The 20943-nt window shown below is 37.2% G+C and carries 18 protein-coding genes and 1 riboswitch; of the genes, 7 read left to right on the top strand and 11 right to left on the bottom strand.

What is annotated here, in order from left to right; translation table 11 throughout:
* Window positions 1-11: 11 nt before the first annotated feature.
* Together alsD and alsS are read right to left on the bottom strand one after the other, a co-directional pair.
* A complete protein-coding gene (gene alsD, locus AAG068_RS04500) occupies window positions 12-770 on the bottom strand; it encodes an alpha-acetolactate decarboxylase (RefSeq protein ID WP_342718309.1) in 759 nt (252 codons plus the stop codon).
* 16 nt (window positions 771-786) lie between these two features.
* The gene (alsS, locus tag AAG068_RS04495) at window positions 787-2475 is read right to left on the bottom strand and encodes an acetolactate synthase AlsS (RefSeq protein WP_342719707.1); all 1689 of its coding nucleotides are present in this window, start codon (window positions 2473-2475) and stop codon (window positions 787-789) included.
* A 401-nt stretch (window positions 2476-2876) separates the two neighbouring features.
* Between alsS and AAG068_RS04490 the strand changes: the two genes are divergently transcribed.
* Window positions 2877-3437 (top strand): HAAS signaling domain-containing protein, encoded by a 561-nt coding sequence (locus AAG068_RS04490; protein ID WP_098667826.1) that lies wholly within the window; start codon window positions 2877-2879, stop codon window positions 3435-3437.
* A gap of 17 nt (window positions 3438-3454) precedes the next feature.
* Window positions 3455-4051 carry an NDxxF motif lipoprotein gene (locus AAG068_RS04485; RefSeq protein WP_342718308.1) on the top strand — a complete coding sequence of 199 codons (597 nt, stop codon included), beginning with the start codon at window positions 3455-3457 and terminating at the stop codon, window positions 4049-4051.
* Between the two features lie 42 nt (window positions 4052-4093).
* Here AAG068_RS04485 and AAG068_RS04480 read toward each other — a convergent pair whose 3' ends face one another.
* Both AAG068_RS04480 and AAG068_RS04475 read right to left on the bottom strand, forming a co-directional pair.
* Complete coding sequence (locus AAG068_RS04480; protein ID WP_098761289.1) at window positions 4094-4450, bottom strand: YlbF/YmcA family competence regulator; 357 nt, start codon at window positions 4448-4450, stop codon at window positions 4094-4096.
* 142 nt (window positions 4451-4592) lie between these two features.
* On the bottom strand, window positions 4593-5729 hold the full coding sequence (locus AAG068_RS04475) for a DUF445 domain-containing protein (RefSeq protein ID WP_342718307.1): 1137 nt from the start codon (window positions 5727-5729) through the stop codon (window positions 4593-4595).
* A 134-nt stretch (window positions 5730-5863) separates the two neighbouring features.
* Between AAG068_RS04475 and AAG068_RS04470 the strand changes: the two genes are divergently transcribed.
* Together AAG068_RS04470 and AAG068_RS04465 are read left to right on the top strand one after the other, a co-directional pair.
* Complete coding sequence (locus tag AAG068_RS04470; protein WP_342718306.1) at window positions 5864-6916, top strand: YheC/YheD family protein; 1053 nt, start codon at window positions 5864-5866, stop codon at window positions 6914-6916.
* Window positions 6917-6936: 20 nt separating this feature from the next.
* Window positions 6937-8397, top strand: a complete 1461-nt coding sequence (locus AAG068_RS04465) for a YheC/YheD family protein (RefSeq protein ID WP_342718305.1) — start codon at window positions 6937-6939, stop codon at window positions 8395-8397.
* A 16-nt stretch (window positions 8398-8413) separates the two neighbouring features.
* Here AAG068_RS04465 and AAG068_RS04460 read toward each other — a convergent pair whose 3' ends face one another.
* On the bottom strand, window positions 8414-8659 hold the full coding sequence (locus tag AAG068_RS04460; protein ID WP_098654530.1) for a hypothetical protein: 246 nt from the start codon (window positions 8657-8659) through the stop codon (window positions 8414-8416).
* A 357-nt stretch (window positions 8660-9016) separates the two neighbouring features.
* Between AAG068_RS04460 and sasP the strand changes: the two genes are divergently transcribed.
* Complete coding sequence (sasP, locus tag AAG068_RS04455; protein WP_000013338.1) at window positions 9017-9220, top strand: small acid-soluble spore protein, SasP family; 204 nt, start codon at window positions 9017-9019, stop codon at window positions 9218-9220.
* 51 nt (window positions 9221-9271) lie between these two features.
* On the opposite strand, the gene AAG068_RS04450 is transcribed toward sasP, so the two are convergent.
* The 5 genes from AAG068_RS04450 to AAG068_RS04430 form a co-directional block, all read right to left on the bottom strand.
* Entirely contained in the window at window positions 9272-10006 is a 735-nt protein-coding gene (locus AAG068_RS04450; protein WP_342718303.1) for an amino acid ABC transporter ATP-binding protein, read from the bottom strand.
* Window positions 10007-10034: 28 nt separating this feature from the next.
* On the bottom strand, window positions 10035-10733 hold the full coding sequence (locus AAG068_RS04445) for an amino acid ABC transporter permease (RefSeq protein WP_029437600.1): 699 nt from the start codon (window positions 10731-10733) through the stop codon (window positions 10035-10037).
* The gene (locus tag AAG068_RS04440; protein ID WP_000732853.1) at window positions 10720-11517 is read right to left on the bottom strand and encodes an amino acid ABC transporter substrate-binding protein; all 798 of its coding nucleotides are present in this window, start codon (window positions 11515-11517) and stop codon (window positions 10720-10722) included. The genes AAG068_RS04445 and AAG068_RS04440 overlap by 14 nt, the downstream gene beginning before the upstream one ends.
* A gap of 271 nt (window positions 11518-11788) precedes the next feature.
* Entirely contained in the window at window positions 11789-13789 is a 2001-nt protein-coding gene (locus AAG068_RS04435; protein WP_342718302.1) for an ABC transporter ATP-binding protein, read from the bottom strand.
* Complete coding sequence (locus AAG068_RS04430) at window positions 13786-15546, bottom strand: ABC transporter ATP-binding protein (RefSeq protein ID WP_342718301.1); 1761 nt, start codon at window positions 15544-15546, stop codon at window positions 13786-13788. The genes AAG068_RS04435 and AAG068_RS04430 overlap by 4 nt, the downstream gene beginning before the upstream one ends.
* 592 nt (window positions 15547-16138) lie before the next feature.
* On the opposite strand from AAG068_RS04430, the gene gapN reads away from it, so the two are divergent.
* Complete coding sequence (gene gapN / locus AAG068_RS04425) at window positions 16139-17578, top strand: NADP-dependent glyceraldehyde-3-phosphate dehydrogenase (protein WP_000213627.1); 1440 nt, start codon at window positions 16139-16141, stop codon at window positions 17576-17578.
* A gap of 226 nt (window positions 17579-17804) precedes the next feature.
* Here gapN and AAG068_RS04420 read toward each other — a convergent pair whose 3' ends face one another.
* A complete protein-coding gene (locus AAG068_RS04420; protein ID WP_342718300.1) occupies window positions 17805-18896 on the bottom strand; it encodes a DUF3626 domain-containing protein in 1092 nt (363 codons plus the stop codon).
* Between the two features lie 265 nt (window positions 18897-19161).
* Window positions 19162-19349: riboswitch (Lysine riboswitch) on the top strand.
* A gap of 147 nt (window positions 19350-19496) precedes the next feature.
* On the opposite strand from AAG068_RS04420, the gene AAG068_RS04415 reads away from it, so the two are divergent.
* On the top strand, window positions 19497-20921 hold the full coding sequence (locus AAG068_RS04415; protein WP_342718299.1) for an amino acid permease: 1425 nt from the start codon (window positions 19497-19499) through the stop codon (window positions 20919-20921).
* The last annotated feature ends 22 nt before the right edge of the window (window positions 20922-20943 follow it).

Raw genomic sequence — 20943 nt, 5'->3', positions numbered from 1 at the left:
GTCTTCTCCTTTTACTCCGCACCTTCCGCAGTCGCAATATTATCCTCTAAGTTTTCTCTAGATAATTCAGCCGCCATAAAATCAGCTGTTTCTGGAAGTGCTAAATGCATATGAGCTTTTTGACAAATTTGGATCGTACAGTTTTCTATAACATAATCGAAAACGTGCCCGCCCCCGCTTCTTTCATCATCAATATAATGTAAGTGGAAACCAGCTACACCAATGCCTTGCGCATAATCTGGTGTCCAAAATCCAGCAAGCGTACCTTCTGTATGTTTAAACGAAAAGATCGGCTGAGATTTCGTCACTTCAACGAGCGGTGTATACGGTTTTTCTTGTCTTGGAACAGTTCTCGTTCTTACTTCACGGAATGTACCGTCCATTCGAATCGCGTAAAATAAGTTTTTACTTGGCATTAATTCATGTAATAATGCCTCAACTTCTTCACGATTCATCGGACGCTCTACTGCATAACCCATTTCTTTTTCAAAAAATGTTACAGTAGCAAACGGTGTTGTTTCTTCTGGCTCTACTTTTTCTGCTGAACCGTCTGAACGTAAATGATAAAATTCGTTATCAAATGCAATCATTTCACCATCTAATTGATCAAATGTGCCGATGCCGAAATCACCACGTTCTTTCAATTCCTCAAAGCTAATCACACCATCATATATACCATCTAATAGCGCAAGCATTGTAGATGTTTGATATACTTCATTACTCGTTTTCGTTCTTTTTGCATCAATATCGATTAATTGCGCAACAGTCATCTCAAATCTGCCTCCATTAGTTTAATTGGTTTGGTAATAATTTTTCGCTTAATTTAATGTTATCACGGTAGTCGATTGGAATATCAATAATGACAGGACCGTCTGCTGCTAGTGCCTCTTTTAATACACCTTCTAATTCATCTGGAGTATGAACGCGAAGACCTTTTGCACCGAAGCTTTCCGCATATTTTACAATATCAACATCACCGAACTCTGTAGCGGATGTTCTACCGTATTTCATCATTTGTTGGAACGCAACCATATCATACGTACCGTCTCTCCATACAAGATGTACGATCGGAGAATTTAAACGTACTGCTGTTTCTAACTCCATCGCTGAGAATAAGAAACCACCGTCACCTGATACGGAAACTACTTTTTTACCCGGTTCTACTAAAGTAGCAGCGATTGCCCAAGGAAGTGCAACACCTAACGTTTGCATACCGTTACTAAATAATAATCTACGTGGTTCATAAGAACGGAAACATCTTGCCATCCAGATGTAATGGGAACCGATGTCGCACGTAACAGTTGTATCATCATCAATTAAAGAACGAAGTGTACGAATCACTTGAAGCGGGTGCGTAACACCTTCTGAAGCACGATTTGGAACTTCTGCTTGCTCTGATAATTTCGCGCGTAATCGTTCTAACACTGCTTCTGATTTCGTACTTAACACAAGTTTCGGTAATCTTTCTGCGATGCTATTTACTGTTAAGGCAATATCACCAATTAATTCACGCTCTGGTTGGTAATCATGATCGATATCTGCTTGATGGTCATCAAGATGAATAATCGTTCTGTCTCCAAGTTTATTCCAGAATTTCGGATCATACTCAATTGGATCATAACCGATAGAAATAACAAGATCTGCCTCTTCTAGTAAAATATCACCTGGTTGGTTACGGAATAGTCCAACGCGGCCGAAGAAATGATCTTCTAACTCACGTGAAATGGCACCAGCCGCTTGATATGTTTCAACGACAGGAAGTTCTGTATCCGCAATTAATTCACGAACGGCTTTCGTCACTTCATTTGTGCTCGATCTCATACCGAGTAAAATAACCGGTAATTTCGCTGCTTTTATTTTTTCTACTACATATGTAATATCATGTGTGGGAGCGATTCCAAGTTGTGGCTTAGAGAGCGCACCGATAGACCCTACAGTCGTTTCCGCAGTCATAACGTCTTGCGGCAGACTTACTAAAGTAGCGCCTGGATTTGTGGAAGTCGCACTTCGGAATGCATTTGATAATGCTTCTGGCACATTATCAGGATGCTCTACTTCTACGCTATATTTTGTGATTGGTTCGAATAGTGCAGCATTATCCATAGATTGATGCGTACGTTTTAATCGATCTGTACGCGGAACTGCACCAGCTAAAGCAACAACGGGATCACTCTCCGCATTCGCAGTAACAAGACCTGTCGCTAAATTTGATGTCCCTGGCCCTGAAGTTACAAGACATACGCCCGGTTTCCCTGTTAATCTACCAATAGCAGCTGCCATAAATGCTGCGTTTTGTTCATGACGACAAACAATTAACTCTGGTCCTCTTTCTTGCAGTACATCAAATACAGAGTCAATCTTCGCTCCTGGAATACCGAAAACATGTGTAACACCTTGTTTAATTAAACAATCAACAACAAGATCTGCTCCTTTTGTTTTTGTCTTCACGTCGTTTGCTTTTACATCTGTACTCAAACTAATCATTCCTTTATTTCATAATGTGTGTAATAAAGATTTTTTATTTTCACCTAGTTAATTAATGTGGTGAAGTATCGTTTATCATTATATTACAAATGCATTATTTTTCCAAGAATATGAATTTGACAGTATTTTGACAAACAATAAGGAATACGCTTACAACCCTTTGTTTATCCTAAAATAATATTTTTATAACTTCTCTAAAAATGTAAGAGAAACTTCCATCTCGTTACAGTATTAAAACCTTAACAGTACCTTGCAAAGAACACTAGCAAATGATATATTTGTAAATATTGGAATACCCATTAATTGGAACACGTTTTATAATTTGTATTCCCCTTTTCAAAAGATAGGATTCTCAACTGTAATTCATCATTTTATAAAGGAAAGTGATTGTTATGAACAAAAATGAATTTTTGGAACAACTTAGTTCCTCTCTGCGGAATATGCCCGATGTAGAAAAGAAAGATATTATTTCGGAGTATGAAACTCATTTTATCAGTGGTAAACAAGATGGGAAATGTGAAGAAGAAATTGCTAGAAAACTAGGAAACCCTAAAACGATCGCGAAAGAACTGAATGTTTCCTATGCAATAAGCAATGCTGACAAGAAACGAAGCTTCAAAAATATGATAACTGCACTATTTTCTGTTATGAGCTTAAGTGTTTTAAACTTTACCTTTATCATTATCGCCTTTTTCGTATTGCTCTTTTTATTACCGATTATTCTAGCACTTATCATTGCTACTCCATTATTAATCATCTCACCTATTTTATTAATAGGATTAGGATTTTTCAAAGGGTTTCATCAAATCAGTTACTCCGATGTTTATAATGTGTTCATCGCTTTTTGCAGCGGTTTACTCATATCCGTCATATGTTATCAAATGATAAAACATCTATACGCAGCTTTAGTTACGTACTTGAAATGGAATGTAGCTACTTTACAAAGATACTAATGCAAAAGGAGATTAAGATGAAAAAGTATATTTTATACCCACTCATATTACTTATAATTTTATTACTACCAGCTTGTTCAAACAGTGTGCAACCTAAAGAAGAAAACGATGTACAATCTATTAAAGATGTTACAGTTAAAATTCCAGAAACTATATTCACTTCCTCAAAAAAGAATGAAACGATTAATGAAGATGAAATGAAACAAAATATAAAAACGTATTTAGATTATAGCGGAGAGTTATACGAAAACATCGTCCCACTTTCATCAGCCATGTCTGACGAGGAAGTCACGGAATCCGATCGGGAGAAATTAAAACAACTAGTAGATCTAGCGCAACAAAACGATGCGAACTTCTATAATTTTATTAGTAACAATACGATCCCTGATGATTACAAACAGCCTTCGAAAGAAATTCATGATTACATTTCATCATCTACGGCACTTTCAGTAGAACTAGAGCAAGAACTAGACAAACTTGCTCAGGATGGTAACTTATTCAAAACTGATTTTTCTTTTACAAAACGCTTTGAGAAAGTGAATGGTAGGAAGCAAAAAGAAATTGAAAAGTTTTTGAAGGAGAAGAATATTGAGACTGAGTATTTCCACAAATAACAAACAAAAAAGACGCCCCTATCCGAGGGGCGTCTTCCTTCATTACGCTTGTTGTTGCGCGCTATATAATTCTTCAAGTGGCTTCATGATAATTTTGTTAACGTCGCCGATTACAACGTTTAAGCGTTGCTCAGTTTCCATTAACTTTGTGATTTTAGCATCTTGTTGAATGCGAGCTACAACTTCTTGTGCTTTTTGGTTATCTTCTTCAGTGATCTCTTGACCTTGCATCATTTTTTGTTGTAGGCCAAGTTGCATTGTGCGGAACTCATCGAATAAGTTCTTTGAAGCTGCGTCACCTTGTACTGCTGCGTAGCTTGCTTTTAATGTTTGGAAATCTTCGTTTTCAGCGATTGCTTTTTGTAATTCATATGCAACATCATGAATGTTTTTTGTCATTTTATTTTTCCTCCTTTAGAAGGCTAGCACTTGTCATGCGCACTGCCTTTTCAGTGCGTTTACATACGCACCTCTTCTTACCATATCAAACTATGCAAGAGATGTGAAGAAATTTCACTTTTATTTCTATGTACTTACCTTATTATTTAAGGAACAACAGTAATAATCCTTGCACAATTCCAATCATACTGCCTAATAAGGCACCTAAATACGTAATCATTTTTAGTTCATTTTTTGTAATGGACAGCACTAAATCTTCTAGTCTCTCCGTTGAAAATGTAGATACTTCTTGCTGAACAATTTCCGCAAGATGGAGATTCTTTAATATACTCGCTACGTTTTCTGTCCCCCACTTCAAGCCTTTCGTTACTGCACTTGGAACTACCTTTTCCATAATTGTTCCTCGAACTGGCTCACATACTTGCTGCACAGATTGGTTTAAAAACTTACCCACTGTTTCCTCCACTTTAACTGCAGACAATATAGAGCTCACAATCATTTCTTTTTCTACAAACGTTTCTACTTCTTTTACATCTCTTCCTTTTAACTTTTCCCACTCTTTTTGCAGTACTTCAGTTAAAAGCTGTTTCGTACCTTCCTGCCCTAAAAACTTAATGACTTCTGGCTGCACACCATCCACTACACTTACATTCCCTAAAAACATTCCGACTAAATTAAGTAGCGTTCCCCTAGAAGCAAAGAAATCATCAATCATTTTTGAAAGACGTGCTTTCCCTTCTTCACTCTCAAAAAACTGAGTTGCTCGCCCTAAAATAAATGCCGAAACATTTGGAATCGCATTCTCTATTTTCTCGTGAACAGAATGAGGTAAAGCTTGTTCCCATGTATATGTATAGTACTCTTCTAAAAATGCCTCAATCTTTTCTGTAATTACATGTTCAATTTTATCGGTCGCTTCTTTTTCTACATGCGCTACATTCCATTGTTCTAACATTTGTCGCAGTGATTGTTCATTCATCATTACTTTGTCCACTTCTACTTGTGCCCAGTGGATTAAACTTTTTTGAAACTCTTCATTCGCTAACTTCTTTCCGATTCCTTCTGGCGTTAACAAATGCTCCACAACCATTTTTCCTAATTGAACCGCAAGCTCATCGCGGCGCTTCGGAATTAATCCTGGTGTAAATGGAACTTGAAATTTCCCAATATAAATAGGACGGTGAGGACGAAATAACATTTTTATCGCTAAATGATTTGTAAATCCTCCAATAATTGCTCCGAGCCCTGTCGTCGTTAACATACTTAACCATATATTCATTACAATCAACCTTTCGCTTCTCCAAAACTATAGCATATCATCATACGGACAAAAGTATAATGGTATAAAAACGTATTTGCAATATATAGCTTCGCCTATTGTGCCAACATTTTGTTAGTAAAGGAGTGATTTCGTTGGTTCTCGGTATTTTAACTTCTCACCCTCATTATGAGCAAATGTATTACACCGAAATCGCTAAACGCGCTCGGCTTTATCATAATGTCGTTGCCCAGTTTACGCCATTTGGTATTGATCCTAAAACAGATCTTATTTCTGGTCTGATTTATGATACTGATACAGGAAAATGGAAAGAGCAAATATTCCCTATTCCTTCTTATATATATGATCGTTCTTCTTTTAACGAAGAAACAAACTTCGAAAAAGCAAAATCAATTATTCACTCATTACACAACCGTCCTACCACTACCTTTTTAAATAACACACTCATTGACTTAAGCGAACTACATGATGTATTTCTCACGAACAAAAAATTATCCCCTTATATACCAAAATTTGAAATAGCAACGATACAAAACGTTTTCAAACTGTTATTAAAAACAAAAGATATTATTATACGTCCTACTAACACACATTCCAATGAAAGTCTGTACCGGGTCGCTTATAAAAATAAAACCTTTCATATCGATACGATCAATGACGCCTATCATACTTCTGCTCAAATAAAACGGACCGATGAATTTATATCTTGGTACAAACGTAACATACGATCAGCATGTTACATCACCCATACAATGCTGCAACCACCAAATCAATTAACATACCCGCTCCATATTCGAACCATTTTACAAAAAAATAAAGAACAGAAGTGGAACGTTATCGGTCAATTTATACAAAAAAGCTCATTTCCAAATCAACTTTTATTTTCGGTAACGGATGATTCCTCGCTGCATGCATTTTCAAAAATTAAATACGTACTATCTAGTACCGGGGTACAGTTATTACAAGATGCTTTACATGACATTATAAATGAAGTATTTCAAACGCTAGATGCATCTTATTCTTCGTTATTCGAGCTAGAGCTTTCCACTATTATGGATCAAAAAGGGGCAATTTGGCTTATGTATGTCAACACGATTCCCCCGTACGAACATTACATTCGTCATAGTGATTCATTAGCCGAGAAAATATATCACGGACCACTCAAATTTAGTCGCTTTACACCATAATGAAAGGAGGTAATTTCATTTTGAAAGAGCACATATATACATTAAACATTTCAGATGAGCATCCAAATAGTATTACTTTACCTTATATTTTTTCCATTACACCACCGATTACATCCCTCTCCTTCGGCATCCGCCATGTTGCCAGTGAAGAGGTGAAAATTCATTATTCCTTTACTCGCGAAATTATTATCGGAAAACAAATTGCAGAGAAACTGTTACTTCCTCAATCCACTACCATCCATGCATTCACTCAAAATGAAACCATTATTTTCGGACCGTTAATCGGGATTTTTACAACTGGTTTTAACGATGACTCTTCTAATCCTTTAGGAAGCCGTTCAACTTCTCTTGGCGAGTTACTAACGCCCCCATTCACTTTGCGACCATTTGTATTCGTTTTTGGTGTGCAACATATAGACTGGGAAGATGAAACAATTGAAGGATACTTCTTTCAAGAAGGGCAATGGATTAAGAAAAAAGTACCTTTTCCGAATGTTATTTACGACCGATTACCAAATCGGAAAGCCGAAAATTATAAACCAATTGTAAGAGCAAAAAGAAAATTAGAGCATGACTATGCGATTCCATGGTTTAATCCAGGATTTTTTAATAAATGGGAAGTACATCAACTTCTTATGAAAGATGAATCCATTATGCCGTTATTACCAAACACAGAAACATTTCAGCACTTCGAACAAGTTGAACGATTTCTCGGAACGTATAAATCGATTTACATGAAACCGATTCACGGCAGTTTCGGTAGAAATATTCATCAACTATTTTATTCTCAAGCAGAGAATTGCTATTACTGTCGTTATCGCGAAAATGAAGAAAACAAACTAAGAAAGTATCAATCATTAGAAACGCTTCTAAACCATGTGTTAAAAGGACATGATTTAAAAAAATTTATCGTACAACAAGGTATTTCCTTACTTCGCTTCGATGGGCAACCTGTTGATTTTCGCATTCATACAAATAAAAATCATTTCGGCCAATGGATGGTCAGTGCAATCGTCGCAAAAATTGCTGGCAAAGGTAGCTTAACAACGCATGTAAATAGCGGCGGTGATACAAAATTGCTTCAAGAACTTTTTCCAGATTCAACGAAACAAGTTCAAATTGAAAATAAATTAAAACATACAGCCTTACAAATTAGTTATGCGCTCGATGAACAAGTAACTGGAAACATTGGAGAAATCGGTTTTGATATCGGTTTAGACACGCAGGAAAACCCGTGGCTCTTTGAAGCAAACTCTAAACCTGGGCGAACTGTATTCCAAGATGCCAAGTTAAAAGAACAGAGTGAACTAACGCGCCAATTATTTTACGAATATGCCATCTACTTAACTGAACATTCTTTGCGCGATGCAAAGGAAAAAATGTCTCAAATAAAATCAGAGGATTCCTCAAGTACTGAGCATATCCCATCCCCTATGATTCACTCACAAATACGAAAACAAAAACTTCCACCTCATTCATAAGGTGGAAGTTTTCTATTTACACAAGTTTCACTACAACTTCTGTTTCCACATTACACATCCCGCAATAAAAAACATGATTACAGTACTCTTGTGAATTATTATGTGTTAAACCATCTACTGCGCTTAATAATTCTTGATCCATATACGCACTATAATCGTCTATGTAATCTACAGTTTTCCCGTAATCTTGGAGTATACCTTGGCAATTTTGACAAGAATATGTTTGTGATTCTAATGCGTTGCAAAGCGGGCAAATTCCCATCACGATTCCTCCATATAATTGTATCTAGCTACGTATAGGAGCGGCTTGCCCCCATTCTTACTTACATTTGCCTCAAAATAGCAGGATACAAAAAGAAAAATATATTTCATATCGCTCTTAGTTTTACCTTCTTTCTAAAAAATACAACGATTACTCTTATTTCATAATTTACGAAATCACTAAGATTTTTTACAAAATTTACAAATTATTATTTCGTATATCTTTCTAGGTAACATCCATACTATGAGTACAAACTTAATTACCGATGGATTAGCGCCAAACGGGGCGATAATCTGGTTCAACTCCAGCTAGTCCAACCAAAAAAAATTTTTATAACTCTAAGGAGGATATATTCCTATGGCAAACCAAAATTCTTCAAATCAATTAGTAGTACCAGGAGCAACAGCTGCAATCGACCAAATGAAGTACGAAATCGCTCAAGAATTTGGTGTACAATTAGGAGCAGATTCTACGGCTCGTGCTAACGGTTCTGTTGGTGGCGAAATTACAAAACGTCTAGTTGCAATGGCTGAGCAAAGCCTTGGCGGATTCCACAAATAAATATATATGGCAAAAAGGTCTCAAGGCATATGCCTTGAGACCTTCCTTCATTTATTGCAACATTTGTAAAAACTTCTTCGTACGTTCTTCTTTTGGATTTGTAAATACTTCTTCTGGTGTACCTTGTTCAACAACGACACCACCATCCATGAAAATAACGCGGTTCGCAATTTGATGTGCAAAACGCATTTCGTGCGTTACAATGACCATCGTCATGCCTTCTTTAGCAAGTTCTTTCATTACTTTCAGAACTTCTTGAACGAGTTCAGGATCAAGTGCTGACGTCGGCTCATCAAATAGTAACACTTCCGGCTCCATTGCAAGCGCGCGAGCAATTCCAACGCGCTGTTGTTGTCCGCCTGATAATTGGAACGGATATAAGTCTACTTTATCCGCAAGACCAACTTTTTCAAGGAAATAGTTTGCTTTCTTCTTCGCTTCTTCTTTCCCTATCTTTTTCACTGTAACGAGCCCTTCCATTACATTTTGAAGTGCTGTTAAATGCGGGAATAAGTTATGGTGCTGGAATACCATACCTGTTTGCGTACGAAGATTGACAATATCTTTCTTCGTTACTTTTTGAGAGAAGTCGAGTTCTTTATTACCGATGCGAATACTACCAGCGTTCGGCGTTTCTAACACGTTAAGACAACGTAAGAATGTCGTTTTACCAGATCCAGATGGCCCGATAATAACAACAACTTCTCCCTTCTCAACTGATAAATCTATATGCTTTAGTACGGTATTATCTCCGAAACTTTTTTGTAAGTGCTGAATTGAAATCATAAAAACAAAAACTCCTTTTGTAAAAGGATTATTTTAATGTGTAGCGTTCTGAACGCTTTTCTAACATCTGTTGTACGATTGATAATAAGAAACAAATAACCCAATAAATAAGACCTGCTTCGAAATAAACAATTAAAAACTCATAGTTCATTGCCGCAATTTCCTGCGCTTTTCGGAACATTTCTGTTACTAAAATTAACGATGCTAACGAAGTATCTTTCACTAAACTAATAAATGTATTCGAAAGCGGCGGAATGGATACGCGCGTTGCTTGCGGTAAAATAACACGTTTTAACGCTTGCGGATATGTCATCCCAATTGTGTAAGCTGCTTCCCACTGCCCTTTCGGAATAGAAAGGATAGAAGCACGAATAATTTCAGATGCATATGCACCGACATTTAATGAAAATCCAATAACTGCTGCTGTATATGGCTCAACTTCAACATTAAGAGTTGGAAGACCATAGAAAATAATAAATAACTGTACAAGAAGTGGCGTTCCGCGAATGATAGATACATAGATACGAGCAATCCATTGTAAAATACGACTACCTGAAATACGTGCAAGCGCCGTTAACGTCGCAAGTATAATTCCGATAATAAATGTAATAAGCGTTAATGGAATTGTCGTAAATACAGCTTCCTTCAGCATAGGCATGAAGGAAGACTGCATAATATCTATCCAAGTAGACAATCGATCTGAAACCAATGCACTACTTAGATACATTTTCACCAAACCATTTTTTCGCTATTTTATCGTACGTACCGTCTTTTTTCATATCTTCTAACGCTTTATTTACTTCTTGTACTAGCTTATCGCTACCTTTACGGAATAAGAATCCACTTTGTGACGCTTCTTTTTCTGTATCTACAATTTTAATTTTTGCATCTTTTTTCGTTTCTAAATAGTTTAACACTGATAATTTATCATTGATTGTGAAATCAACGCGGCCAGTATTTAATAATTCTGCTGCTTGGCTAAAGCCTTCTACATTCGTAATTTCCGCACCATTTTTCTTAGCAATATCTGCATAGTTACTTGTTAAAGATTGTGCTGCTTTTAATCCTTTTACATCAGCAAATGTAGCAGGTTTATCTTTATCCTTCGCAATAACTAATACTGCTGAAGATGAAACGTATGGGCTAGAGAAGTCATATTTCTTTTGACGATCTTCACGAATACCAACTTCATTCGCAACCATATCGAAACGTTTTGCATCTAAACCAGCAAGTAAGCTATCCCATTGTGTTTCTTTAAATACAGGTTTTACTCCTAAACGTTTTGAAACTTCTTCTGCTAATTCAACATCGAATCCAGTTAATTTATTGCTTGAATCGTGGAACGTAAATGGTGGGTATGTACCTTCTGTACCAATTACAAGTTCACCGCTTTGTTTAATCTTTTGTAACGCGTCTTGACTAGCTGTATCTTTTTTCTCTTCTTTACCGCAGCCCGCTACAATCCCGATCGCTAATGTAGTTACTGCAAGTACTGAAAATAATTTTTTCATGATGGTAATCCTCCAAGTATTCTGATAGGAATTTAAAAACTATATTGATTGTATGCAATCTTGAACAATTTTTCAATGAAAATGTTCTTATTTAGTTTATCCTTTTTCTTCATAATCAAACAAAAGGGAAAAATAACGCTACATACAAAAAATAAGTAACATTTTTTAATATAGCATTTATTGTAGGAAAGGTAAAATAATACTTCTTATTTAACTACCGCGATTCACTAAAAAAGAACTTGCGAAAATCGCAAGTTCTCCCCCGTACCTATTAAGCGCTCTGGTTTCCTTCCATTTGCGTTTTATACATATCGTAATAACGCCCGCGCTTTTTCATTAGTTCATCATGAGACCCTTTTTCCAAGATTGTTCCTCTATCGAGTACAATAATTTGATCTGCGCTTTTAATTGTAGAAAGGCGGTGAGCGATAATAAATGTCGTCCTTCCTTTTTTCACAACTTCTAACGCTTGTTGAATCATCGCTTCCGTCTCTGTATCAATGCTAGACGTCGCTTCATCTAAAATTAAAATGGCTGGATCAAATGCAAGTGCTCTAGCAAACGATATAAGCTGACGTTCCCCGGTTGAAAGTGTACTTCCTTTCTCCGTAATCTCTTCATTTATATTGTTTGCAAATCTTTCCGCACCAACATCACGCAATGCTTTTACGATACGATCCTTTGAAATGTTTTCATTCTCTAAACTAACATTAGATGCTACTGTTCCGCTAAATAAAAACGGATCTTGCAGTACGATTCCCATATGTTCACGAGTTGCTTGTTTCGGCATCTCTTTTACATCATGGCCGTCAATCGTAAGCTTTCCTTTTTCAAACTCATAAAATTGAAAGAGTACATTCATAATGGAACTTTTTCCTGATCCAGTATGACCGACAAGTGCCACTGTCTCTCCTTGTTTCGCTTCAAAAGAAATATTTTTTAACACTTCATCTTTTCCATTATAAGAAAACGACACATTATCAAACTTCACATTTCCTTGTAAGCGAGGCATACGTTCTTCTTCTACTGCTTCCCCTTTTTCCTCTAACAATTCAAAAACACGTTCTGATGCAACGCGCGATTGTTCTAAGTTAGCAAGCTGATTTACCATATTTGTAATCGGCGAGAACAATCGTGTTAAATAATCAACGAACGCATACAGTATCCCTAGTGAAATAACACCTGAAGCACTTAATGAAGCACCACCGAAATACCAAATCACACCTGTAAAAGCGATATTTCTTAATACACCTACTAAGTTATGCGAAGTTGCTGCATTTAAATTCAAAATTTTATTTTGATACTTAAAATAATCTCCATTTAATTCATCAAACTCTTTTTTCGTTTCACGCTCTTGACGGAACGCTTGAATAATTGGCATCCCTTGAATGGATTCATTCACTGTTCCGTTAATATCAGATAAACGTGAACGCATTTTATGATTGTATACAGACGCATACTTTCTATAAAGAATTGCCCAAACGATTAATATCGGAATAATAAGTAAACATATCGTTGCCAATTTTACATCGAGTAAAAATAATGCCGCAAATATCCCGATAATATAAATGATACTAGAGACGAATGTCGCAAGTACCGTTACATATAAATCACGAATGGCTTCCGTATCATTCGTGACACGCGACACAATTTTCCCTGCTGGTAAATGATCGAAATAACGAATCGGCAACGTTTGAATATGAGAAAAGACATCTTCCCTCATAATTTGAATAATTTTGTTCGCTGCCTTCTGTAAGAAGAATTGCTTTCCGTATGCAAATAATGAAACGACTACTAATAAAGCGAAATAGCCACCACCAAGTAATAATAATCGGTTTATTTCTGGTTTATAAAACGCAAACACTTCTTCTTTCGTTAATGCTTTCGCTTTATACACTTGCACCGCCTTACCATTTTGAACAGTAATCATATTATCTTTTACAGAACGTGACCCTTCAGCATTCACTTTATTCGGTACAAAGTAATATTGAAAACCGACCTGCATCACGCGTACTTCTTTCCCTTTTTTCTCACCTTCCTGGAAGCGATCGCTTCGCTTATAAAAGGTGCCATTATACGAAACAGCCTCTTCACTCTTTTCTGTTTCATACCAAGGCTTCTCTATTCCAACGATATGATCATCAATCATCGTTTTCGCGACGAAAGGACCCGCAAGCTCTGCGATGACGAAAATAAATAACATTAGCATCGCTGCAAAAATTGTCCCTTTTACTTTCATCGCATATTGAAATAATCGTTTCGAAACGCTCATATTTTCACCCCACTATCGGCACTTTCACTTTCCCCTTGTTGTCTTTCAAACTGCTCAGCATACCAGCCTCCACTCTTAATAAGCTGATCATGCGTACCTTCTTCTATTACTTGCCCTTCATCCATAACGAGAATCCAATCTGCATGTTGAACTGCAGATAAACGGTGCGTCGTAATAATCGTCGTCTTTCCGCTTCTTTCTGTTCTTATATTGTCAATGATCGCTGCTTCTGTACGAGCATCAACAGCTGATAAAGAATCGTCCAAAATTAAAATTTCCGGATTTTGTATAACAGCTCGCGCAATCGAAATCCTTTGTTTTTGCCCTCCTGATAAAGAAACACCTTTCTCTCCAACGAGCGTTTCTAACCCTTCTGGTAAAAACTCTAAATCCTTTTTAAACGCCGCGATTTCAATCGCTTTCTCGAGTTCTTCTTCCGTCGCTTCCCTATTTCCGAATAAAATATTTTCTCTCGCTGTTTTTGAGAACAAAATATGTTCCTGAGGTACATATCCAATCCACCCGAGTACATTTTCATTCGTCATTTTATCTAGCGTCACATCAGAGACTGCAATATCCCCATCTCCAAGCGGATATTGGCGAAGAAGCTGACGGACAAGCGTCGTCTTTCCGCTTCCTGTTTTTCCGACAACCCCAAGCGTTTCCCCTTGTTTTAATGTAAACGAAACCTTTTTTAAATTTGTTTCAGTTGATGAAGGATATGAAAAGGTAACATCATCAAACTGAATATAATCCGGCTCTTGTACAAACTTTGGATTTTTCGGATCCTTTACATCTGGTTCATACGCTAACGTTTCATTTACACGGTCTAACGAAGCGTTTCCTCTTTGCATAACATTAATTAATTCGCCAATTGCAAACATCGGCCAAATCATCATCCCTAAATACACGTTAAATGAAACGAGTTCACCAAGTGTCACCTTTGATTGAAATACAAGATATGCGCCGTACACTAAACCAATTAAATAACTAAGGCCAACAAGCATTTTCACAGTTGGCTGGAATAGTGCATCAATTCTAGCTACCTTCATATTTTTTTCGTAGACGTCATCTCCTAAATGATGAAATCTCTCTTGATCTGCATTTTCTTGTACGTATGCACGAATCACACGTACACCAGCGATTGACTCAAGCACTTTATCGTTCATATCACCGAATGCATCTTGCGCAACTGTAAATCTTTCATGCAATTTCTTTCCATATATATTCATTGCATACGCCATAATCGGAAGCGGTATAAGTGCCGCAAATGTAAGCTCCCAACTAATTGTAAATCCCATCATAAAGACAATCGTAAGCATATATAAACTCGAATCCACGAGCGTTAATATACCGAAACCAGCTGTCATAGCGATTGCTTTTAAATCATTTGTCGCTCTCGCCATTAAATCACCAGTACGATTTTTTTGATAAAACGTCGGTGTCATTTTAAGTAAATGCCCCATAAATTTAGAGCGCATCGTCTTCTCCAGTACGAATGCTCCTCCAAACAACTGATGTTGCCAAACGAAAGTAAGACCATATCCAACGATCGTAACTCCTATTAAAATAAGAATAGACTGTATAATAGCTTCGTTCGATAACGTTCCTGTTTTTATATTATCTATCGTAACCCCTAACACTTTCGGGGGAATGACTTCAACTATATTTACAATTAAAAGAGCTCCAATGGCGATACTATATCTCTTCCAATGCTCTTTAAAAAACCATTTTAACTTTAGTAATACTGATAACAATGTAACCTCTCCCTTCTCGTTCTCGTTTCCCTCATATTTCTTTATCCGCTATCCAGACCCATCACATTTACATTTCGTAACCCATACAATCTCATCACATTTTTCCACCTTCCAATTTTTTTCGTAGTCGTAGAAAGGAAAACAAACAAAAAAAAGCATACCGCCGCTTGACGATATGCACAGAAATGCATAAAAGCGTACGTTACGATATACGCAACGTACGCTTTTTATAAGACAAAGATGCCCTATATATCCGTACGGGTTGCGTAATGATATGAATGTTTTCTGCCATTTAACAGAGCTAAGCCCATTACATTTACGATTACAATCATTACGCACACCCCCTTCATTTATTTTCCATTTATAATCTTACAACTTTATTGAGTATTCTGTCAATTATTTTTTTACAGACCGCATGAAAATATAAGCTACATCATTTTGAAATAAGGGAATGTTCTGTAAGAAAGGGCATACAAAATAAAAAAAGAATAAGAAATCGTTTTCACAAACATTTCATTTGAAAAATGTTATCAAACACCCTACAATCACCTTATACTCACTCTTACAAGTTGCTATTTTAGGAGGACTAATCATGACAACTAGCAATACGTACAAATTTTATTTAAATGGAGAATGGAGAGAAAGCTCTTCAGGAGAAACAATCGAAATTCCATCTCCATACTTACACGAAGTAATTGGACAAGTACAAGCAATTACTCGCGGAGAAGTAGATGAAGCAATTGCATCTGCAAAAGAAGCTCAAAAATCATGGGCAGAAGCTTCTCTACAAGATCGCGCAAAATATTTATATAAATGGGCTGATGAGCTTGTAAATATGCAAGATGAAATTGCCGATATCATTATGAAAGAAGTCGGTAAAGGATATAAAGATGCGAAGAAAGAAGTTGTTCGTACAGCTGACTTCATTCGTTACACGATCGAAGAAGCTTTACATATGCACGGAGAAAGCATGATGGGCGATAGCTTCCCGGGCGGTACAAAATCTAAACTTGCGATCATCCAACGCGCACCACTTGGTGTTGTATTAGCAATCGCACCGTTTAATTACCCAGTAAACTTATCTGCTGCAAAACTTGCACCAGCATTAATTATGGGTAACGCTGTTATTTTCAAACCAGCAACTCAAGGCGCAATTAGTGGTATTAAAATGGTTGAAGCACTTCATAAAGCTGGCCTTCCAAAAGGACTTGTAAACGTAGCGACAGGACGCGGTTCTGTAATTGGTGACTACTTAGTAGAACATGAAGGTATCAATATGGTATCGTTCACAGGTGGTACAAACACAGGTAAACATTTAGCGAAAAAAGCTTCAATGATTCCACTTGTATTAGAACTTGGTGGTAAAGACCCTGGTATCGTTCGTGAAGATGCTGACTTACAAGATGCTGCAAACCATATCGTAAGCGGTGCATTCTCTTACTCTGGTCAACGTTGTACAGCTATTAAACGTGTACTTGTACACGAAAACGTAGCAGACGAGCTTGTTGACTTATTAAAAGCGCAAGTAGCGGAACTATCAGTTGGATCTCCAGAGCAAGACAGCACAATCGTTCCATTAATCGACGACAAGTCTGCTGACTTCGTTCAAGGTTTAGTTGACGACGCTGTTGAAAAAGGTGCTACGATCGTTATCGGTAACAAACGTGAGCGTAACTTAATTTACCCAACATTAATCGACCACGTAACAGAAGAAATGAAAGTTGCTTGGGAAGAGCCATTCGGTCCAATCCTTCCAATCATCCGCGTTTCTTCAGATGAGCAAGCAATTGAAATTGCTAACAAATCAGAGTTCGGCTTACAAGCAAGTGTCTTCACAAAAGACATTAACAAAGCATTTGCAATTGCTAACAAAATCGAAACTGGTTCTGTTCAAATTAACGGACGCACAGAGCGCGGCCCTGACCACTTCCCATTCATCGGTGTAAAAGGTTCAGGTATGGGCGCACAAGGTATTCGTAAGAGCCTTGAGTCTATGACACGTGAAAAAGTAACCGTATTAAACTTAGTTTAATCTTATATGTAGAAGCTGATCTAGTTTTAGATCAGCTTCTTTTTATCCCACTTTAATGGGCAGTAAGACCCCCACCTCAAAATTCAGCGAAAGCAAAGAATTTAAGTGGGGGTCGGGCTGCCCATTAAAGTCCGATTGGTGAGGGCTGATAATCAGTGGGGATGAAGAATCCCCCCACTGATTAAAGTTTCACTTTATATACATGCTTCCCAAGACAATAGCGTGTTTATTTCAAATTCTGGTTTGGTTTTCCAAATCGAACTAAAACATGCCATAATAATTTTAATTCCTGAAGCACTTCTTCATACGTTCCGCGATCACTCCAGGATAGTGGATTCCTTTTCAAATCCACTACAGCAGAGCCAATTATATGTGCATCGATACAATTATTTCGTGCAATGCGTCTTGCCAGAGATGGCATTTTTGAACCTCTAAAATCTATCGGAACTTCATCCACCGGAAGTACAAAACCCATGTGCCAATACAAATCAATAGAATACTTCAGACAAATTTCTTCTAAAGTTCTACCTACATTCGTACCCTTAAATGAAGGATCTACAACAAGTGCTTCCACATCTTCTTTAAGAGAAATATCTCCATGAATCTGTGCTTCAATATAATGATTAAGATTACGAGCTGACTCTTTGTTTACGAAATCTATAAACGGCCTTTCCAAGTTAGCCAGTAAATGATGAATGAGTCTTGTTGGAGTCAAATTCCCTTCACCAATTGCAAAATCTCTTACGAATGTCTCTTCCAAAAGAGCAGCTAAAATCATATCAAACTCTTCATAAGTACCCTTTTCTTTTGGATCTTGATGTGAATCTAAATACGTATATGTAGAGCGATAAGAAACTTTTGGAGATAAGAGAAAATAACATGATCCAAAACGCGGGGCAGGCCCATCTGGATGTAACATTACATTTAGTGCTCCATATTTAGGCCGTTCATTATTCGTTACCCCTTCCAATTGATATGCACCTCCAAATATTCTCTTTTCCCAAAGGTCACGCTCACCACCCGGATAAGCAGATACACTCCCATTAGATAGCAATGTTTCAAACTGACTTTTATATATGCCTTGCTCAAACAGTGCTTCAGCAATATTTTTCATATTCGAATCTAATCTGTCTGGATGAAAGTGTAAAGCAATCCTCGCGTTTGATTTTAAATGAACGACAGCTTCTTCAAACATTTCATCTGTAATATTAGACATGTTCAGTATATGGTTAATTGTTGCTTTAGCCTCACGTTTTTCGTTCTCTGCATATTTTGAAATGTACTCTAAAGCAAATAATTGAGATCTTGATAATTCCATAATCAAACCTCTCCTTTCATTCTTGTGAAACAAAGCCTGTTTAAAAAATTGATGCTTCGGATTAAAATTTTCAGACAAAATCATTTGTGCTTCACTCTGTCGCTATTTCTTCTGCACAACGAATAAACGCTACAGCCCTTCCTAACTCCTTTTTAATCACAAACTCTTCTCTATAATCTGATTATTACTATATCCATTGACGTATAAAAATTCATTTGTTACTCTTAAAGACGTTAATTTAATATTTAAATCCTCATTCGTATCTCGGTGAGGTAGAGGTTGCAATCATTAAGAGTATCATTTCAGGAGATGTAGTGGCATTGATGAAGGAATGAGAAAGGAATGATTGCCGAAGTAAGCCCGTGTCCACCATGCACGCTTGCTGGGTCTGCATTTAATAAGTGCAGAACTGTCACAAACGAAACGTTTCGTTTGTGGAGAGCTATCGAGAGGTATGTCGTGGGTTTCTTATAAGATAGAAAGCATGTAGCGGCAAATTACGTGCTTTTTTTGTTTTGTTTGGAACTTCTCTTCCTGACTCAGGAAGACATACATATCTCCTCGCTTGATTTGGTTATACTAACTTTGGAGGTATTTTCTATGCAACAAAAAAAATGGGGCTTTTGGGTACTCACAGCTTTCGTTGTCGGTAACATGGTTGGCGCTGGTATTTTCATGGTGCCAAGTACGTTGGCACAAACAGCAAGCCCTCTCGGTGTCACTTTAGCTTGGTTAACAACAGGGTTTGGTGTTTTAATGCTAGCTCTTGTTTTCGGTAATTTAGCAATTCGTCGTCCTGATTTAACGACAGGACCACAAAGTCATGCATATGCTTTATTCTCATCACCAAAAAAGAAAAAAATGGCTGGTTTCAGTATGGTATGGGGATATTGGGTTGCAAACTGGGCAAGTAACGTTGCCATCATTACATCATTTGCGGGATATTTATCACTCTTCTTCCCAATTATGAAAGATACACGACTACTATTTTCAATCGGTTCTTTTAACGTAGAAGTCGGAAAACTAATTACATTTACGATTTGTTCCATCTTACTTTGGGGAACTCATATTATATTAACGAACGGTGTAAGCGGAGCTGGAAAGCTAAACTTCTTAGCAACAACAACGAAAGTAACTGGATTCCTTTTATTCATCGTCGTTACGTTATTTGCATTCGAAGCTTCTAAGTTTGGACAATGGTACACACCGATGATCGATAAATCAGGTGTATCACACGGCCTACTTTCACAAGTGAACTTAGCTGCTCTTACAACGCTTTGGGCATTTATCGGAATTGAATCAGCGGTTCTTCTATCAAACCGTGCTGTTTCTCCAAAAACGGTAAAACGTGCAACAGTTGCAGGCTTACTTATTACCGTTGCGATTTACTTAGGAATTACAATTTTAACAATGGGTGTACTTCATGTTGATATATTACAAGCTTCTGAACGTCCATTAGCAGATGCACTAAATGCTGCAATGGGGCATGGCGGCGGGAAACTGATGGCATTACTTGCTCTTACTTCCCTATTCGGTTCCATCTTAGGCTGGATTTTATTAAGCTCAGAAGTACCATATCAAGCAGCAAAAGAAGGTTTCTTCCCTTCCTTCTTCACGAAAACAAATAAAAAAGGAAGTCCAATTTATTCATTACGATTAACAAACATTATGTCGCAAGTGTTCTTATTCTCAACATTATCAGGAACAATTGCGGAAGCTTATACATTTGTTATTACCGTATCAACATTGGCCTACCTCATTCCATATCTCGTTTCACCAATCTTCCAGTTAAAACTAGTCGCTACTGGTGAAACGTATAAAAATGAAATGCGGGCAAGAATTACAGATGGTATAGTCGCAGTGATCGCACTTTGCTACGCACTATGGGTTATTAAAACGGGCGCAGCCGATATAAAAACATTCCTTCTCGGAATTGGTTTATTCGTAATCGGCTTTGCCTTCTATCCATTAATGAATCGTGATCAGAAAAAAAATAACGAAAAGAAAGACGGGCAAGTTGCATAACGCAATTTGCTCGTTTTTTCTT

This window comes from Bacillus paramycoides (assembly GCF_038971285.1).
In the GTDB taxonomy this organism is placed as follows: domain Bacteria; phylum Bacillota; class Bacilli; order Bacillales; family Bacillaceae_G; genus Bacillus_A.
Note: the sequence above shows the minus strand (reverse complement) of the source record. Positions and strands in the feature narration are given on the sequence as shown.

What these genes read in the sequence shown, in the direction of transcription:
- alsD (WP_342718309.1), bottom strand. Translation starts at nt 770, where the DNA reads ATGACTGTTGCGCAATTAATCGATATTGATGCAAAAAGAACGAAAACG.
- AAG068_RS04490 (WP_098667826.1), top strand. Translation starts at nt 2,877, where the DNA reads ATGAACAAAAATGAATTTTTGGAACAACTTAGTTCCTCTCTGCGGAAT.
- AAG068_RS04485 (WP_342718308.1), top strand. Translation starts at nt 3,455, where the DNA reads ATGAAAAAGTATATTTTATACCCACTCATATTACTTATAATTTTATTA.
- AAG068_RS04480 (WP_098761289.1), bottom strand. Translation starts at nt 4,450, where the DNA reads ATGACAAAAAACATTCATGATGTTGCATATGAATTACAAAAAGCAATC.
- AAG068_RS04475 (WP_342718307.1), bottom strand. Translation starts at nt 5,729, where the DNA reads ATGAATATATGGTTAAGTATGTTAACGACGACAGGGCTCGGAGCAATT.
- AAG068_RS04460 (WP_098654530.1), bottom strand. Translation starts at nt 8,659, where the DNA reads ATGGGAATTTGCCCGCTTTGCAACGCATTAGAATCACAAACATATTCT.
- sasP (WP_000013338.1), top strand. Translation starts at nt 9,017, where the DNA reads ATGGCAAACCAAAATTCTTCAAATCAATTAGTAGTACCAGGAGCAACA.
- AAG068_RS04450 (WP_342718303.1), bottom strand. Translation starts at nt 10,006, where the DNA reads ATGATTTCAATTCAGCACTTACAAAAAAGTTTCGGAGATAATACCGTA.
- AAG068_RS04445 (WP_029437600.1), bottom strand. Translation starts at nt 10,733, where the DNA reads ATGTATCTAAGTAGTGCATTGGTTTCAGATCGATTGTCTACTTGGATA.
- AAG068_RS04440 (WP_000732853.1), bottom strand. Translation starts at nt 11,517, where the DNA reads ATGAAAAAATTATTTTCAGTACTTGCAGTAACTACATTAGCGATCGGG.
- AAG068_RS04435 (WP_342718302.1), bottom strand. Translation starts at nt 13,789, where the DNA reads ATGAGCGTTTCGAAACGATTATTTCAATATGCGATGAAAGTAAAAGGG.
- gapN (WP_000213627.1), top strand. Translation starts at nt 16,139, where the DNA reads ATGACAACTAGCAATACGTACAAATTTTATTTAAATGGAGAATGGAGA.
- AAG068_RS04420 (WP_342718300.1), bottom strand. Translation starts at nt 18,896, where the DNA reads ATGGAATTATCAAGATCTCAATTATTTGCTTTAGAGTACATTTCAAAA.
- AAG068_RS04415 (WP_342718299.1), top strand. Translation starts at nt 19,497, where the DNA reads ATGCAACAAAAAAAATGGGGCTTTTGGGTACTCACAGCTTTCGTTGTC.